Origin of the sequence: Flexivirga sp. (genome assembly GCF_051955415.1) — a bacterium.
Classification (GTDB): domain Bacteria; phylum Actinomycetota; class Actinomycetes; order Actinomycetales; family Dermatophilaceae; genus Flexivirga.
Map to the genome: position 1 here is coordinate 1 of NZ_JBQCGS010000005.1, position 14,503 is coordinate 14,503.

14 protein-coding genes are annotated in these 14,503 nt (G+C 68.0%); 11 read left to right on the plus strand and 3 right to left on the minus strand.

Annotation, left to right across the window (positions count from 1 at the left end):
* Positions 1-176 precede the first annotated feature (176 nt).
* Genes sufB through ACTHL4_RS00500 form a run of 7 tightly spaced genes read left to right on the plus strand, consistent with a single transcriptional unit; the run spans position 177 to position 6,098 of the window.
* Entirely contained in the window at positions 177-1,595 is a 1,419-nt protein-coding gene (gene sufB, locus ACTHL4_RS00470) for a Fe-S cluster assembly protein SufB (RefSeq protein WP_440280761.1), read from the plus strand.
* Between the two features lie 57 nt (positions 1,596-1,652).
* Positions 1,653-2,828 (plus strand): Fe-S cluster assembly protein SufD, encoded by a 1,176-nt coding sequence (gene sufD, locus ACTHL4_RS00475; RefSeq protein ID WP_440280762.1) that lies wholly within the window; start codon positions 1,653-1,655, stop codon positions 2,826-2,828.
* Positions 2,825-3,166, plus strand: a complete 342-nt coding sequence (locus ACTHL4_RS00480; protein WP_440280763.1) for a non-heme iron oxygenase ferredoxin subunit — start codon at positions 2,825-2,827, stop codon at positions 3,164-3,166. Before sufD ends, ACTHL4_RS00480 begins: the two co-directional genes overlap by 4 nt.
* A gap of 19 nt (positions 3,167-3,185) precedes the next feature.
* A complete protein-coding gene (gene sufC / locus ACTHL4_RS00485) occupies positions 3,186-3,944 on the plus strand; it encodes a Fe-S cluster assembly ATPase SufC (RefSeq protein ID WP_440280764.1) in 759 nt (252 codons plus the stop codon).
* Between the two features lie 53 nt (positions 3,945-3,997).
* Positions 3,998-5,296: an aminotransferase class V-fold PLP-dependent enzyme gene (locus ACTHL4_RS00490; protein ID WP_440280765.1), complete on the plus strand. Its 1,299-nt coding sequence runs from the start codon at positions 3,998-4,000 to the stop codon at positions 5,294-5,296.
* Positions 5,296-5,769: a Fe-S cluster assembly sulfur transfer protein SufU gene (sufU, locus tag ACTHL4_RS00495; RefSeq protein WP_440280766.1), complete on the plus strand. Its 474-nt coding sequence runs from the start codon at positions 5,296-5,298 to the stop codon at positions 5,767-5,769. The genes ACTHL4_RS00490 and sufU overlap by 1 nt, the downstream gene beginning before the upstream one ends.
* Before the next feature lie 2 nt (positions 5,770-5,771).
* Positions 5,772-6,098, plus strand: a complete 327-nt coding sequence (locus ACTHL4_RS00500; RefSeq protein WP_440280767.1) for a metal-sulfur cluster assembly factor — start codon at positions 5,772-5,774, stop codon at positions 6,096-6,098.
* 129 nt (positions 6,099-6,227) lie between these two features.
* Here ACTHL4_RS00500 and ACTHL4_RS00505 read toward each other — a convergent pair whose 3' ends face one another.
* A complete protein-coding gene (locus ACTHL4_RS00505; protein ID WP_440280768.1) occupies positions 6,228-6,800 on the minus strand; it encodes an AMIN-like domain-containing (lipo)protein in 573 nt (190 codons plus the stop codon).
* A 127-nt stretch (positions 6,801-6,927) separates the two neighbouring features.
* The gene (gene ypfJ, locus ACTHL4_RS00510; RefSeq protein WP_440280769.1) at positions 6,928-7,905 is read right to left on the minus strand and encodes a KPN_02809 family neutral zinc metallopeptidase; all 978 of its coding nucleotides are present in this window, start codon (positions 7,903-7,905) and stop codon (positions 6,928-6,930) included.
* Positions 7,906-8,102: 197 nt separating this feature from the next.
* Between ypfJ and ACTHL4_RS00515 the strand changes: the two genes are divergently transcribed.
* Positions 8,103-9,701, plus strand: coding sequence for an ABC-F family ATP-binding cassette domain-containing protein (locus tag ACTHL4_RS00515; RefSeq protein WP_440280770.1), 1,599 nt, complete (start codon positions 8,103-8,105; stop codon positions 9,699-9,701).
* Between the two features lie 3 nt (positions 9,702-9,704).
* On the opposite strand, the gene ACTHL4_RS00520 is transcribed toward ACTHL4_RS00515, so the two are convergent.
* Positions 9,705-10,271 (minus strand): CGNR zinc finger domain-containing protein, encoded by a 567-nt coding sequence (locus tag ACTHL4_RS00520; protein WP_440280771.1) that lies wholly within the window; start codon positions 10,269-10,271, stop codon positions 9,705-9,707.
* 137 nt (positions 10,272-10,408) lie between these two features.
* Between ACTHL4_RS00520 and ACTHL4_RS00525 the strand changes: the two genes are divergently transcribed.
* The 3 genes from ACTHL4_RS00525 to ACTHL4_RS00535 are packed head-to-tail and all read left to right on the plus strand — an operon-like array spanning position 10,409 to position 14,217.
* Positions 10,409-11,533, plus strand: coding sequence for an MFS transporter (locus tag ACTHL4_RS00525; protein ID WP_440280772.1), 1,125 nt, complete (start codon positions 10,409-10,411; stop codon positions 11,531-11,533).
* A 33-nt stretch (positions 11,534-11,566) separates the two neighbouring features.
* Positions 11,567-13,447, plus strand: a complete 1,881-nt coding sequence (locus ACTHL4_RS00530; RefSeq protein ID WP_440280773.1) for an ABC transporter ATP-binding protein — start codon at positions 11,567-11,569, stop codon at positions 13,445-13,447.
* Between the two features lie 11 nt (positions 13,448-13,458).
* Positions 13,459-14,217, plus strand: coding sequence for an enoyl-CoA hydratase family protein (locus ACTHL4_RS00535; RefSeq protein WP_440280774.1), 759 nt, complete (start codon positions 13,459-13,461; stop codon positions 14,215-14,217).
* The last annotated feature ends 286 nt before the right edge of the window (positions 14,218-14,503 follow it).

A 14,503-nucleotide genomic window follows, 5' to 3' on the forward strand; every position in this document is an offset into this window, starting at 1 on the left:
GCGGAGTTCCTCCAGTTCTGCGAGGAAGAGGCCAAGGCGTTCTCCCGAACGCTCGGAGTCCACGTCCAGCGGCTGTCCTCGCTCGCACATGGCGACCACGTGTGCACCACGTTCGTACCAACTGCTGCACCCCAAGCGGCACACAGCACTTCCCACGCGACAGAAAGGGATTCGAGATGAGCACCATCGAAGAGCTCAACCCGGGACTGAAGGGCATCGGCAACTACGAGTACGGCTGGGCCGACAGTGACGTTGCGGGCTCCAGTGCTCGTCGTGGCCTCTCCCCGGAGGTCGTCGCCGACATCTCGCAGCGCAAGAACGAACCGGACTGGATGCTGCAGCGCCGGCTGAAGGCACTGAAGCTGTTCGACAAGAAGCCGATGCCCTGGTGGGGGTCGGACCTGACCGGCATCGACTTCCAGAACATCAAGTACTTCGTGAAGTCGACCGAGCAGCAGGCCGCCTCCTGGGAGGACCTGCCGGAGGACATCCGCAACACCTACGACCGGCTCGGCATCCCGGAGGCGGAGAAGCAGCGCCTGGTCGCCGGTGTTGCTGCGCAGTACGAGTCGGAGGTCGTCTACCACCAGATTCGCGAGGATCTCGAGCAGCAGGGCGTGATCTTCGTCGACACCGACACGGGTCTGCGCGAGCACGAGGACATCTTCAAGGAGTACTTCGGTTCGGTCATCCCGGCCGGCGACAACAAGTTCGCCTCGCTCAACACCGCGGTCTGGTCGGGTGGCTCGTTCATCTACGTCCCCAAGGGCGTGCACGTCGAGATCCCGCTGCAGGCCTATTTCCGGATCAACACCGAGAACATGGGCCAGTTCGAGCGGACGCTGATCATCGCCGACGAGGACTCGTACGTGCACTACGTCGAGGGCTGCACCGCGCCGATCTACAAGTCGGACTCGCTGCACTCGGCCGTGGTGGAGATCATCGTCAAGAAGAACGCCCGGGTGCGTTACACGACCATCCAGAACTGGTCGAACAACGTCTACAACCTGGTCACCAAGCGGGCGACCTGCGAGGCCGGCGCCACCATGGAGTGGATCGACGGCAACATCGGCTCCAAGGTCACCATGAAGTACCCGGCAGTCTTCCTGATGGGCGAGCACGCGAAGGGCGAGACGCTGTCCATCGCGTTCGCCGGCGAGGGCCAGCACCAGGACGCCGGCGCCAAGATGGTGCACGCCGCGCCGCACACCAGCTCGACCATCGTGTCGAAGTCGGTCGCCCGTGGTGGCGGACGCACGTCATACCGGGGTCTGGTGCAGGTGCTCGAAGGCGCCGAGCACTCCAAGAGTTCGGTGGTCTGTGACGCCCTGCTGGTGGACCAGATCAGCCGGTCGGACACCTACCCGTATGTCGACGTCCGCGAGGACGATGTGCAGATGGGCCACGAGGCCACGGTCTCCAAGGTCAGCGAGGACCAGATGTTCTATCTGATGTCGCGCGGCCTCACCGAGGAGGAGGCGATGGCGATGATCGTGCGCGGCTTCGTCGAGCCGATCGCGCGTGAACTCCCCATGGAGTACGCCCTCGAACTCAACCGCCTCATCGAGCTGCAGATGGAAGGCGCGGTCGGTTAACCCGATCGACATTCCGCAGCCCACTCCGACTCTCCTGGAAGGACCATTGACCCCGCGATGTCCCTGCTGACACCCGATGCGAAAACCCACGTCGACCCTGCTGCGCAGGCGTCGGTGCCCGAACAATCCCGTGCCGAGCGCACGACGTCCTTCGACGTCGCCGACTTCCCGGTGCCGCACGGCCGGGAGGAGGACTGGCGTTTCACACCGGTCGACCGGCTGACCGGTCTGCTGGCCGAGGAGCCGACCGCCGACGGCGCGGTGACCGTGGAGATCTCCGACGAATCGGTCATCGCGGAGCCGCTGGGTGCCGGTGAGGGTGCGCGGGGTACGGCGCTGAAGCCGGGTGACCGGGCCTCGGTGCTCGCCCACGCCGGCAGCGCCAAGGCGCTGCACCTGAAGCTCGCGGCGGAGACCGAGTACGACGAGCCGATTCGCGTGCAGGACACCGGTGCAGCCGGCAAACGCTCCAACGGCCACGTCGTCATCGAGGCGGGTGCCCACTCCCAGGGCCTGATCATCATCGAGCACACCGGCTCCGGTGAGCACACCGCCAACGTCGAGGTGGTCGTCGGCGACGGCGCGCACCTGACGCTGGTCAGCGTGCAGCAGTGGGACGACGACGCGCTGCACCTGGCGCAGCACGAGGCGCTGGTGGGCCGGGACGCCACCTACCGCCACATCGCCGTGACGCTGGGCGGCAAGGTCGTGCGGATCAACTCCAACGTCAAGTACGACGGCCCCGGCGGCGACGCGACCCTGCTGGGCGTCTACTTCGCCGACGAGGGGCAGCACCTGGAGCACCGCACCTTCATCGACCATAATGCCCCGCACACCACGTCGTTGGTCACCTACAAGGGTGCGCTGCAGGGCGAGTCGGCCCACTCGGTGTGGGTCGGCGATGTGCTCATCCGCGCCGAGGCGGAGGGCATCGAGACCTATGAGCTCAACCGCAATCTGGTGCTCACCGACGGCGCTCGCGCCGACTCGGTGCCCAACCTGGAGATCGAGACCGGCGACATCGCCGGTGCCGGTCACGCGAGCTCGACCGGCCGGTTCGACGACGAGCAGCTGTTCTACCTGCAGGCGCGTGGCATCCCCGAGCAGGAGGCTCGCCGACTGGTGGTGCGTGGCTTCTTCGCCGACATCATCAGCAAGATCGGCGTTCCGGCGGTCGTCGACCCGCTGATGGAGGCGATCGACGCCGAACTCGCCGCCGAGGCGACCCTATGAGCGACACGGATGCCGTGACCGACGAGTTCGTACGGGTCTGCGCCCGCGACGAACTTCCGCAGGGCGAGGCGGCACTGGCCGAGATCAACGGGGTGCGCGTCGCGATGGTGCTCGACGACGAGGGCGTGGTGCACGCGGTGAACGACACCTGTAGCCACGCCAATGTGTCCCTGTCCGAGGGCGAGGTCGACGGCTGCACGATTGAGTGCTGGTTGCACGGGTCGCGATTCGACCTCGAGACCGGCGAGCCGACCGGACCGCCGGCCACCGCGCCCATTGCCGTCTACCCCGTACGTATCCAGGACGGTGACGTGTATGTCGCCGTCCGCGCGAGCTGAAGAAGGAAGCTGAAACTACATGTCAACGCTGGAGATTCGCGATCTGCACGTGTCCGTCGACACCGACAAGGGCACCAAGGAGATCCTCAAGGGCGTCAACCTCACCGTGAACTCGGGGGAGACCCACGCGATCATGGGCCCGAACGGCTCGGGCAAGTCGACCCTGGCCTACAGCATCGCCGGGCACCCGAAATACACCGTGACCAGCGGCACCGTCACGCTGGACGGTGAGGACGTGCTGGCGATGAAGGTCGACGAACGCGCCCGCGCCGGGCTGTTCCTGGCGATGCAGTATCCCGTCGAGGTCCCGGGCGTCACGGTGTCCAACTTCCTGCGCACCGCCAAGACCGCCGTGGACGGCGAGGCGCCGAAGCTGCGCCACTGGGTCAAGGACGTCAAGCAGTCGATGGCCAACCTGCGCATGGACGACGTCTTCGCCGAGCGCGGCGTCAACGAAGGTTTCTCCGGCGGTGAGAAGAAGCGTCACGAGATCCTGCAGCTGGAACTGCTCAAGCCGAAGATGGCCATCCTCGACGAGACCGACTCGGGTCTGGACGTCGACGCGCTGCGCGTCGTGTCCGAGGGCGTCAACCGCGCGAAGGCCGAGACCGACGCGGGTGTCCTGCTGATCACGCACTACACGCGAATCCTGCGCTACATCAAGCCCGACCACGTGCACGTGTTCGTCAACGGCCGGGTGGCCGAAGAGGGCGGTCCGGAGCTCGCCGACCGTCTCGAGGCCGAGGGCTACGACCGTTTCCTGACCCCGACGGCCTGACCTCGTTCAGGCCCGGCAGGGCGGCATACGTTCGTGCGGAGTGAGGAGAGGGTATGACGGGCTTCGATGTCGAGAAGGTGCGGGACGACTTCCCGATCCTGCACCGGACCGTCCGGGACGGCAGGCCGTTGGTCTATCTCGACTCGGGTGCAACCTCGCAGAAACCGCGTCAGGTGCTCGACGCCGAGCGCGACTTCTACGAGCGCCACAACGCTGCGGCGCACCGCGGTGCGCACCAGCTCGCCGAGGAGGCGACCGAGGCGTTCGAAGGTGCCCGCGCGACCGTCGCCGCGTTCGTGGGCGCTGCTCCGGGCGAGGTGGTGTTCACCAAGAGCGCGACCGAGTCGATCAACCTGGTCGCCTACGCGTTCAGCAATGCCTCCGCCGACGGAGATCTCGGCATCTCCGGAGCCGACCCGGCGGTCACCGACCGCTTCCGCATCGGTCCCGGCGACGAGATCGTGACCACGGTGATGGAGCACCACGCCAACCTGGTGCCGTGGCAGGAGCTGGCGCGGCGCACCGGTGCCACCCTGCGCTGGTTGGACGTCACCGAGGACGGTGAGCTCGACCTGGCCGCTGCCCGCGACCTGATCTCGCGCCCGGCGGTGAAGGTGTTCGCGTTCGCGCACGTCTCCAACGTGCTCGGCACCATCAACCCGGTTCCCGAACTCGCAGCACTGGCACGGGAGTTCGACGTTCTCACGGTGCTCGACGCGTGCCAGTCGGTGCCGCACCTGCCCGTCGACTTCGCGTCGCTCGGTGTCGACTTCATGGCGTTCAGCGGGCACAAGATTCTCGGGCCGTATGGCGTGGGCGTGCTCGTCGGCCGGCGCGAACTGCTCGCGGCGATGCCGCCGTTCCTCTACGGCGGGTCGATGATCGAGCTGGTGCGGATGGAGGGTTCGACCTATGCGCCGCCGCCGCAGCGATTCGAGGCGGGCGTGCCCAACGAGTCGCAGGCGGTCGGCTTGGCCGCCGCGTGCGACTACCTGTCCGCACTCGGCATGGACGCGGTCGCGGCGCACGACCGGAGGATCACCCGGGCGGTGCTCGACGGCCTGACGGAGCGTCCGTGGGTGCGTGTGCTGGGACCGCGTGACGTCGACAAGCGCATCGGCGCAGTCGCTTTCGTCATCGACGGGGTCCATCCCCACGACGTGGGGCAGGTGCTGGACGACTCGGGAGTCGCGGTCCGCACGGGCCACCACTGCGCCTGGCCGCTGCACCGGGCCGGACGGCTCACCGCCACCACGCGGGCCAGCTTCGGTCCCTACACCACTCTGGACGAGGTGCGAGTGTTCCTCGAGGCGCTGGACCGGGTGCCCGACATCTTCGGGGTGGCGGTCTGATGGACCTCTATCAGGAGCTGATCCTCGACCACTCCAAGCATCCCGCCCACGCCGGCCTGCGTGAGCCGTATGACGCCCAGACGCATCACGTCAACACCACCTGTGGCGACGAGGTGACGTTGCGGGTCCACGTGACCGGCGCCGGCGACGCTGCGGTCGTGCAGGACGTCTCCTACGATTCGATCGGCTGCTCCATCTCGGTGGCGTCCGCCTCGGTGCTGGCCGAGGAGGTCATCGGCCACCCGGTGGGCGAGACGTTGCGGACCTTCGAGGCGATGCGCCAGATGCTGACCTCCAAGGGCCAGGACCCCGGCGACGAGGAAATCATCGGAGACGGCGTGGCGTTCTCCGGAGTGTCGAAGTATCCCGCGCGCGTGCAGTGCGCACTGCTGCCGTGGGCGGCATACACCGACGCGCTGGCGCAGGCCGGCGTGGACATCAGTTCCGGCACCACCACAACGGGAGTTGGTTGATCATGGCCGAAGTAGTCACCCCGCCGAACGTCGCGGACGTCGAGGAAGCCATGCGCGACGTCGTCGACCCCGAGTTGGGCATCATTGTCGTCGACCTCGGGCTGGTCTACGGCATCACCGTCGACGCGGACAACGCCGCGGTGATCGACATGACCCTGACCTCGGCGGCCTGTCCGCTGACCGACGTCATCGCCGACCAGACCGCGGCCGCCCTCGAGGGCCTGGTCGAGTCGCACCGCATCAACTGGGTGTGGATGCCGCCGTGGGGCCCGGAGAAGATCACCGACGACGGTCGCGAGCAGTTGCGCGCCCTCGGCTTCAACATCTGATCGCTCTCTCTCACCGAGCGGACAAGAACCGACCGACAGGACACGTAAATCGGCCCGTTTCCGGCCCCATTACGTGTCCTGTCAGTGTGTTTCGTGTCCGCTCGGTGAATGGGGGGAGTGCCCGTTCCGTCACCACTTGTGGGCGACGTCGATCACCAGGCGCTGTCCGGCCGGATCCTGGATGACGAACGCCCGCATCGGCAGTCGGGCGCGTACCCCGAGTCCGAACGTGCTCTGTCCCTCGAACGACGCGACGAACGCGGCCTGGCGGAACGTGCGGTAACCGGCGACGTCGGTGACGTGCCGGGGATCAGCGGGCCGGTAGGTCGGACGTCCCTGAGCGTCCGACGCCGCCGCATTGACGTCGATCTGCAGGCGTGCCCCGCCGGCGAGAGCCACCGGGTTGCCCGACGGTCCGCTGACCGCGCTGACGTAACGCACCCGGTAGCCGGTGCTGCGACCGCTACCGCCCAGATCGAGAACGAGCCGGTCGTAGCACGAGTGCTGACCGGAGCGGGCACCGCGCACGGTGTCCGACGTGATTGCAGCCGCGACCTTGCCGGTCGAGCCCCAGGTGAAGCCGCAGTACGGCGCTGCGTGCGCCGCACCCGAGGCTGCCAGAGGGATGACGGTGGCTGCAGTCAGACCGCACACCGCAAGTGCGGCTTTGCCGCGCAGACCCCGCGTGATGGTGTGTGCCATGACAGTTCCTTCCTTCCTGCTCCCACGAGATGTGGGGTGCAGGAAAGACGCGGACGGCATACGGCAGGTTGCTCGCGACGTCAGGAAAATGTGAGCTGACTCACATCGAGTGCTCAGCGGGCCTGCTTCACTCGACGTTGGCGGCGTCGAAGGTGTTGCACGCGTTGAGGCTGCCCTTGTCGTAGCCGATCTTGAACCACTTCTGCCGGGCGGCAGAGGATCCGTGTGTCCAGGTCTCCGGGGTGACCCGGCCCTGTGCCTTCTGCTGGATGCGGTCGTCGCCGACGGCGGCCGCCGCCGACAGCGCCGAGTCGATGTCCGAGTCGTTGATCTTGTTCAGCAACGGATCGATGGTGATGCCGTCCTGGCCGTTGCGGGAACCGTCGGCGTAGGAGACCCAGATCCCGGCGAAGCAGTCGGCCTGCAGCTCCGTGCGCACCGAGCCGGACTCGGCGCCCTGCGGGTCCTGCTGGGCGCGGCCGAGCAGGCCCAGGATGTCCTGGACGTGGTGGCCGTATTCGTGCGCGAGCACGTATTCCTTGGCGAGCTGGCCGCCGTCGGAGCCGTACTGGCTCTGCAGTTCCTGGAAGAAGCCGGCGTCGATGTAGACCTGCTTGTCGAGCGGGCAGTAGAACGGCCCCATCTCGGTGCTGGCGGTGCCGCATCCCGACTGCATCTGCCCGGAGAAGACCTTGGTGACCGCGGGGGAGTAGTCCTTGCCGGCGGCCTTGGGCAGGTAGACCTTCCAGAAGCCCTCGACACTGGCCACGGTGCCCTTGATCAGGCACAGGTCGTTCTTGTTGGCATCGGCACCGGTCGTGCACTGGTCGAGTTGCTGCTGGATCGCGTCGGTGCTGCCGCCGGAGCCGATCTGGTTCTGTCCGTAGGGATTCGCCTGGTCCTGGCCGGTGATCTGTCCGGGGTATCCACCCCCTCCGCCGCCGCCGGTCAAGTCGCCGCCGAAGAGCACCATCAGGATCATCACGATCACGCCGCCGACGCCGCCGACCGCCACACCGCCGGGCATCAGCCCGCCGCCCCCACCACCGCTGCCTCCGCTGGAGACGTCACCGGTGCCGATGTTGGCGTTGTCATTGAACGTCACGCCGGTTTCCCTTCACTGCTGCGACGCCGTAAACGGATTGGGGCGCCGCTGACCCTGGACGTACACTATCGAGAGAACGGCTTCGGGCGCCTGAAGCACGCGCTGGCAACGGCGTAGCGGCAGGCGCTCCCCCATGTATGCCGCCAGTTGCCGCGCCAGTAGGGCTGCGCGAGGAATCGCGCCAGAAGGGACAGTCAGTGATCACCGCACAAGGTATCGAGTTGCGTGCGGGGTCACGAATCCTTCTGGAAGAAGCCACTTTCCGGGTCGCCGCCGGCGACCGCGTGGGCCTGGTGGGCCGCAACGGCGCCGGAAAGACGACGCTGACCAAGGTGCTCGCCGGCGAAGGGCAGCCGGCGGCCGGCACCGTGACGTCCTCGGGAGACATCGGGTACCTGCCGCAGGATCCGCGCACCGGTGATCTGGCCATGCTGGCGCGCGACCGCATCCTGTCCGCGCGTGGGCTCGACGTCGTCATCCGCGATCTGCGCGCCGCGGAGCAGGCGATGGCCGACGAGGACGACGAGAAGCGCGAGCGGGCGATGCGTCGGTATGCGCGCCTGGACGGCGAGTTCCTGGGCAAGGGTGGGTATGCCGCCGAGTCCGAGGCCGCGTCGCTGGCGTCGTCGCTCGGGCTTCCCTCACGCATCCTGGACCAGCCGCTGGAGACCCTGTCCGGTGGTCAGCGCCGCCGGGTGGAACTGGCACGGATCCTCTTCTCCGGCGCCGAATCGCTGTTGCTCGACGAACCGACCAACCACCTGGACGCGGACTCGATCCACTGGCTGCGTGACTACCTGAAGACCTACTCGGGCGGGCTGATCATCATCAGCCACGACGTCGAGATGCTGGATCAGGTCGTCAACCGCGTCTTCCACCTGGATGCGAACCGCGCCGCGATCGACCAGTACAACGTCGGCTGGACGACCTACCTGCAACAGCGCGAGACCGATGAACGGCGCCGCCGCCGGGAGCGGCAGAACGCCGAGAAGAAGGCGTCTGCGTTGATGGCGCAGGCCGAGAAGATGCGTTACAAGGCGACCAAGGCCACGGCCGCCCAGAACATGATCCGGCGGGCCGAGCGGATGCTGCAGGGCGCGGAGGGCAGTCGGCAGCAGGATCGTGTCGCGAAGCTGCGGTTCCCCACGCCGGCGGCGTCCGGCAAGACACCGCTGATGGCAGAAGGCCTGTCGCGCTCCTACGGCTCGCTGGAGATCTTCACCGACGTCGACTTGGCGATCGACCGCGGCTCCAAGGTCGTGGTGCTGGGGTTGAACGGGGCCGGCAAGACGACCCTGCTGCGGATCCTGGCGGGCGTGGACCAGCCGGATACCGGGCAGGTGCAGCCGGGCCACGGCCTGAAACTGGGTTACTACGCCCAGGAGCACGAGAACCTCGACGTGGATCGCAGCGTCCTGGACAACATGAAGTCGGCCGCGCCCGACCTCGACGAGACCGAGACGCGCAAGGTGCTCGGATCGTTCCTGTTCAGCGGCGACGACGTCGAGAAGCCGGCGCGCGTGCTGTCCGGTGGCGAGAAGACCCGGTTGTCGCTGGCGCTGCTGGTGGTGTCCGCGGCCAACGTGCTGTTGCTCGATGAGCCGACCAACAACCTCGACCCGGCGTCGCGCGAGGAGATCCTGGGTGCGTTGCGCGCCTTCGAGGGCGCGGTCGTGCTGGTCACCCACGACCCCGGCGCCGTCGAGGCGCTCGAGCCGGAGCGGGTGCTGCTGCTGCCCGACGGTGTCGAGGACCTGTGGGGTCCGGACTACCAGGACCTGGTCGAACTGGCATGAGGGCTACGTGCGTCGGGCGCGATGCGCGGCGGCCTTGGTGCGGTTCTGGCACCGGGTGGAGCAGAACTGCCGGGTGCCGTTGCGTGAGCTGTCGACATACACCCGGTCGCAGCGATCCGCCGAACAGACGCCGAGCCGGCCGATCTCGTCGACTCCCAGTGCCATTGTCAGCCCGGCGGCCAGGCCGGCCGCCCAGCCCGGGCCGAAGCTGTCGGTGGGGCCGTGGAAGTGCAGGTGCCAGGTGCCGTCGGCGTCGGCATTGAGTCGCGGCCGGGCCCCGGTGTGGTTCAGCAGGCCGTTGGTCAGCCGGGCCGCACGGGCGGTGTCACCCGCGGCAGCTGACTCGAAAACCGCTCGGACATCAGGGATCACAGCGGTGAGGGTGCGTGCGGCGGCCGCGCTCACGGTGGGTTGATGATCGAACGTGAGGGCGGCGCCGATGGCGGTCCGCAGGTCCGCCGCAGTCTCGGGTACGGCGACCTCGCGCCCGCCGTCGAGGCCGGGGCTGAGCACATTGACCAACCTGGCGGCCGCCGTGAGCAGTCTCTCGATGTGACTGTCGAAACGCACTTGACCAGTTACTCCTGACTTGCGTAGCGTGTCCGAGCGTGACTGGCGACAGCATAGACGATGGTTATGCGGCACGGCATCCACTCGCTGCGTGGCAGGTGCTCTCTCGCGGAGCGCGGGCGCTGCTCGTTGCTCGGATGGTCAATCGCGTTGGCGGGTTCTCGATGGCGTTCCTGGCCGTGCTGCTCACCGAGGAGCTACACGAGTCGGTGCGTACGGCCGGTCTGATCGTGGCGGCGTTCGGACTCGCGACGATCCCGTCCCGCTTGGCCGGCGGCTGGTTGCTGGATCTCGTCGGATCGCGTCCGATCATCCTGTTGGGGCTGATCGGTTGTGCCACCACGCAATTGGTGCTCGCGGCGGCCACCGGCACCATGTCGGCCGTCATCGGTGCGATCGGACTCGGCCTGTCCTATGAGCTCATCGAGCCACCCACGCAAGCCCTCATCGCCGACGAGAGCGATGAACGTACCGGCCCGGCGTTGTTCGGGTTGCTCTTCGTGTCGATGACCATCGCCGCGGTCGCGGCAGGGGGAGTGGCAGCCGTCGTGGCGGGCCTCGACCTGCGGCTGTTGTTCGTCATCGATGCCGCGACCTGTCTGCTGTGCGCAGGCGTCATCCGCGGATTTCTGCCGCCCGATAAGCCTGTCGCCGACACCCGCGCCGTCTCGTGGCCCTGGCGCGACCGCCGGCTGCTCGTGCTGTTCGCGCTGTCGACGGTCTTCACGCTCGTCTACATGATCATCGTCTTCGGCCTGCCGCTCACAGTCGCGGATCGGGGGATCGGCCTGTGGGTGATCGGCGCGAGCACGGCGGTGTCGGCAGTGGTCGCCGTTTTCGCGCAGTCGCTGCTGCGGATCCGGCGCCTCAACGCTGACGACGGATTTGTCGCGTTGACAGTGGGTTTCGTGACACTCGCGGCAGCGATCGGCTTGTTGGCGATAGCTCATGATCCGAGCCTCGTGCTCGTGTCGGGCATTGTCGGCGCGATGGCCGACGTCCTGCTGATGAGCCATCTCTACGCGCAAGCGTCTCGACTCGCGCCCGGAGGCGCCACGGGCCGATACCTCGCGGTGTTCGGCCTCAGCTGGGGAGTCGCCACGACGCTGGCGCCGCTGATCATCGGGGCCACGTTGACGCTGTCCGATGGCGTCCCACTCTGGGCGACGACCGCGGTGGTCACTCTCGGCCTGGCGGCGGCTACTCCACGGGTGGGGTCATACCTACGGCATACATTGCCGGTGGGCGTTGTTGCCGACTGACGGACGGGACTGGCTCGTCCCCGGAGGAGGACGATGAGCAACTGGCAGGTGATGCACTCGCTGACCCGCGAGTCGACCGAGATGTCGAAGTTGAAGCCGGGCACGTCCCGGCGGGTGCTCGGTTACGCCCGGCCCTACCGTCGCAAGATCGGCACCTTCCTCGTCCTGGTGGTGGTCGATGCGCTGCTGGTGATCGCCACCCCGCTGATCCTCAAGGAGATCGTCGACAAGGGTGTCGGCGACAAGAACACCGCGCTGGTGGTGTGGCTGGCGGTCGCGGCCGGCATTGTGGCGGTCGTCGACGCGGCCCTCGGGGTGGTCGAGCGGTGGCTGTCCGCCGGACTCGGCGAGGGACTCATCTACGACCTGCGGCGTGAGGTGTTCGGCCATGTGCTGCGCCAGCCGATCGCCTTCTTCACACGCGCGCAGACCGGCGCGCTGGTCACCCGGCTCAACTCCGACGTGATCGGTGCCCAGCAGGCCTTCACGTCGGTGATGTCCAACGTGGTGTCCAACCTGGTCAGCGTGATTGTCATCATCGTCGCGATGGCCGCGCTGTCCTGGCAGATCACGCTCGCCGCGCTCGTGCTCGTGCCGTTCTTCCTCATCCCGACCCGCATCCTGGGCCGCCGGCTGGCCGGCCTGACCAGGGGACAGATGACCGAGAACGCCGACCTGGGCGCGCGCATGACCGAACGCTTCAACGTCGCGGGTGCGCTGCTGGTCAAACTGTTCGGTCGCCCCGCGCAGGAGGACCAGGAGTATGCCGAACGGGCGGCGAAGGTGCGCGACTACGGCATCAGCATCGCCGTTCAGCGGGCGATCTTCCTGGTCGGGCTGACGCTGCTGGCGACCCTGGCGACCGCGGTGGTCTACGGCATCGGCGGGGTGATGGCGGTGCACGGCGCGATGACGATCGGCACGCTGCTCGCGCTGGCCGCGCTGTTGGGCCGCCTCTACGCACCCCTGACCCAGCTGTCCAGCGTCCGCGTCGACGTGCTCACGGCGCTGATCTCCTTCGAGCGCGTCTTCGAGGTGCTCGACCTGCAGCCTCTGGTCGCCGAGCACGCCGAGCCCGCCGACCTGCCGCCCGGCCCGATCGGGGTGGAGTTCGACGACGTCGTCTTCCGGTATCCGACCGCGGACCAGGTGTCGATCGAGTCGCTGCAAACCGTGCTGACACGGGACAAGGGCGACGGGTCGACGGTGCTGCAGGGGATGTCGTTCCGGGCGGAGCCCGGCCAGATGATCGCCCTGGTCGGTCCTTCCGGCGCCGGGAAGACGACCACCATCGGCCTGGTCTCGCGCCTCTACGACCCGACCAGCGGCACCGTACGCATCGGTGGGCGGGACCTGCGCACGGTGTCCTTCGACGCGTTGCGTGACCGGGTCGGCGTCGTCACGCAGGAAGCCCACATGTTCCACGACACCATCCGGGCCAACCTGCTCTACGCCGCACCGGACGCGAGCGACGAGGACCTGGAACGCGTGCTGCGCGAAGCGCAGGTGTGGGATCTGGTCAGCCGGTTGCCCTACGGTCTGGACACGATGGTCGGCGACCGCGGGCACCGCCTGTCCGGCGGCGAGAAGCAGCGCTTGGCGATCGCCCGCCTGCTGCTCAAGGCACCGTCCGTGGTGGTGCTCGACGAGGCGACCGCGCACCTGGACTCGGAGTCCGAGGCCGCGGTCTCCCGGGCGCTCGACTCCGCGCTGGCGGGCCGGACGTCGATCGTCATCGCGCATCGGCTGTCCACCATCCGGGACGCCGATCTCATTCTGGTGATGGAGCAGGGACGCATCGTCCAGCGCGGCTCGCACGAGGAACTGCTCGCCGCCGGCGGCACCTACGCCGACCTGTACCGCACGCAGTTCCGGGACCAGCCGGTGCAGAGTCCGGCGATCGCCTCCGACTAGCGTCTGGCCGTATGACGACAACGCAGCTGGTTCACCTGCACTCCGACCGCGGGATCGCCACCGTCACCCTGGACAGCCAGCACAACCGCAACGCGCTCAGCAAGCAACTGGTGGCGGAGCTGTCGGCCGCGTTGCACACCGCGGAGGCCGACGACTCGGTCCGGGCGGTCCTGCTCACGGCCGCCGGCACGGTGTTCTGTTCCGGTGCCGATCTGGCGGAGGCCAGGGCCGGGGGAATGGCTCAGGGTGCGCACGACCTGGTCGCGCTGCAGCGGCAGATCCTGGCATGCGGCAAGCCTGTCGTCATACGCCTGCACGGGCCGGTGCGTGCCGGCGGGCTGGGGCTGGTCGGTGCGGCGGACATCGTCCTGGCGGCCGACACGGTCACGTTCGCGTTCACCGAGGCTCGCCTCGGCCTGGCGCCCGCGCTGATCTCACTGACCACGCTGCCCCGGATGACCAGCCGCGCTGCCGCGCGCACGTTCCTCACCGCCGAAACCTTCGATGCGGCGACGGCGGCCGAGATGGGCCTGATCACCGAGTCCGTACCGGCTGCCGCGCTCGATGAAGCGGTCGGCGTGGTGCTGGATCAGCTGACGCAGGGCAGCGCCCAGGGTCTGCGGGAGAGCAAGGCGCTGCTCACGGCGCCGCTGCTGGCCGAGGTCGATGCGCGCGGTGCGGAGGTCGCCGACCTGTCCGCGCGGTTGTTCGCCTCCGACGAGGCGAAGGCGGCGATGCAGGCATTCCTCGAGCGCAAACGTCGGGGCTGAGCCGGTCGCGATCAGGCGGGTCGCGGTGCGGAAAAGTCGGGGGGCGGGCTAGTGTGCCGAGCCCTGCCCTGGGGAGACTTTGGTACGCCGTGGGGCGGGCTGGTGTGCCGAACCTGCCCTGGGGAGACTTTGGTACGCCGTGGGGCGGGCTGGTGTGCCGAACCCTGCCCTGGGGAGACTTTGGTACGGGCTGGTGTGCCGAACCCTGCCCTGGGGAGACTTTGGTACGGGCTGGTGTGCCGAACCCTGCCCTGGGGAGACTTTGGTACGGGCTGGTGTGCCGAAC

Bases quoted from the DNA above. Each gene is read 5' to 3' on its own strand.
- sufD (WP_440280762.1), top strand. From the start codon at position 1,653: ATGTCCCTGCTGACACCCGATGCGAAAACCCACGTCGACCCTGCTGCG.
- ACTHL4_RS00530 (WP_440280773.1), top strand. From the start codon at position 11,567: ATGAGCAACTGGCAGGTGATGCACTCGCTGACCCGCGAGTCGACCGAG.
- ACTHL4_RS00490 (WP_440280765.1), top strand. From the start codon at position 3,998: ATGACGGGCTTCGATGTCGAGAAGGTGCGGGACGACTTCCCGATCCTG.
- sufC (WP_440280764.1), top strand. From the start codon at position 3,186: ATGTCAACGCTGGAGATTCGCGATCTGCACGTGTCCGTCGACACCGAC.
- sufB (WP_440280761.1), top strand. From the start codon at position 177: ATGAGCACCATCGAAGAGCTCAACCCGGGACTGAAGGGCATCGGCAAC.
- ACTHL4_RS00505 (WP_440280768.1), bottom strand. From the start codon at position 6,800: ATGGCACACACCATCACGCGGGGTCTGCGCGGCAAAGCCGCACTTGCG.
- ACTHL4_RS00500 (WP_440280767.1), top strand. From the start codon at position 5,772: ATGGCCGAAGTAGTCACCCCGCCGAACGTCGCGGACGTCGAGGAAGCC.
- ACTHL4_RS00525 (WP_440280772.1), top strand. From the start codon at position 10,409: ATGGTCAATCGCGTTGGCGGGTTCTCGATGGCGTTCCTGGCCGTGCTG.
- sufU (WP_440280766.1), top strand. From the start codon at position 5,296: ATGGACCTCTATCAGGAGCTGATCCTCGACCACTCCAAGCATCCCGCC.
- ACTHL4_RS00480 (WP_440280763.1), top strand. From the start codon at position 2,825: ATGAGCGACACGGATGCCGTGACCGACGAGTTCGTACGGGTCTGCGCC.
- ACTHL4_RS00535 (WP_440280774.1), top strand. From the start codon at position 13,459: ATGACGACAACGCAGCTGGTTCACCTGCACTCCGACCGCGGGATCGCC.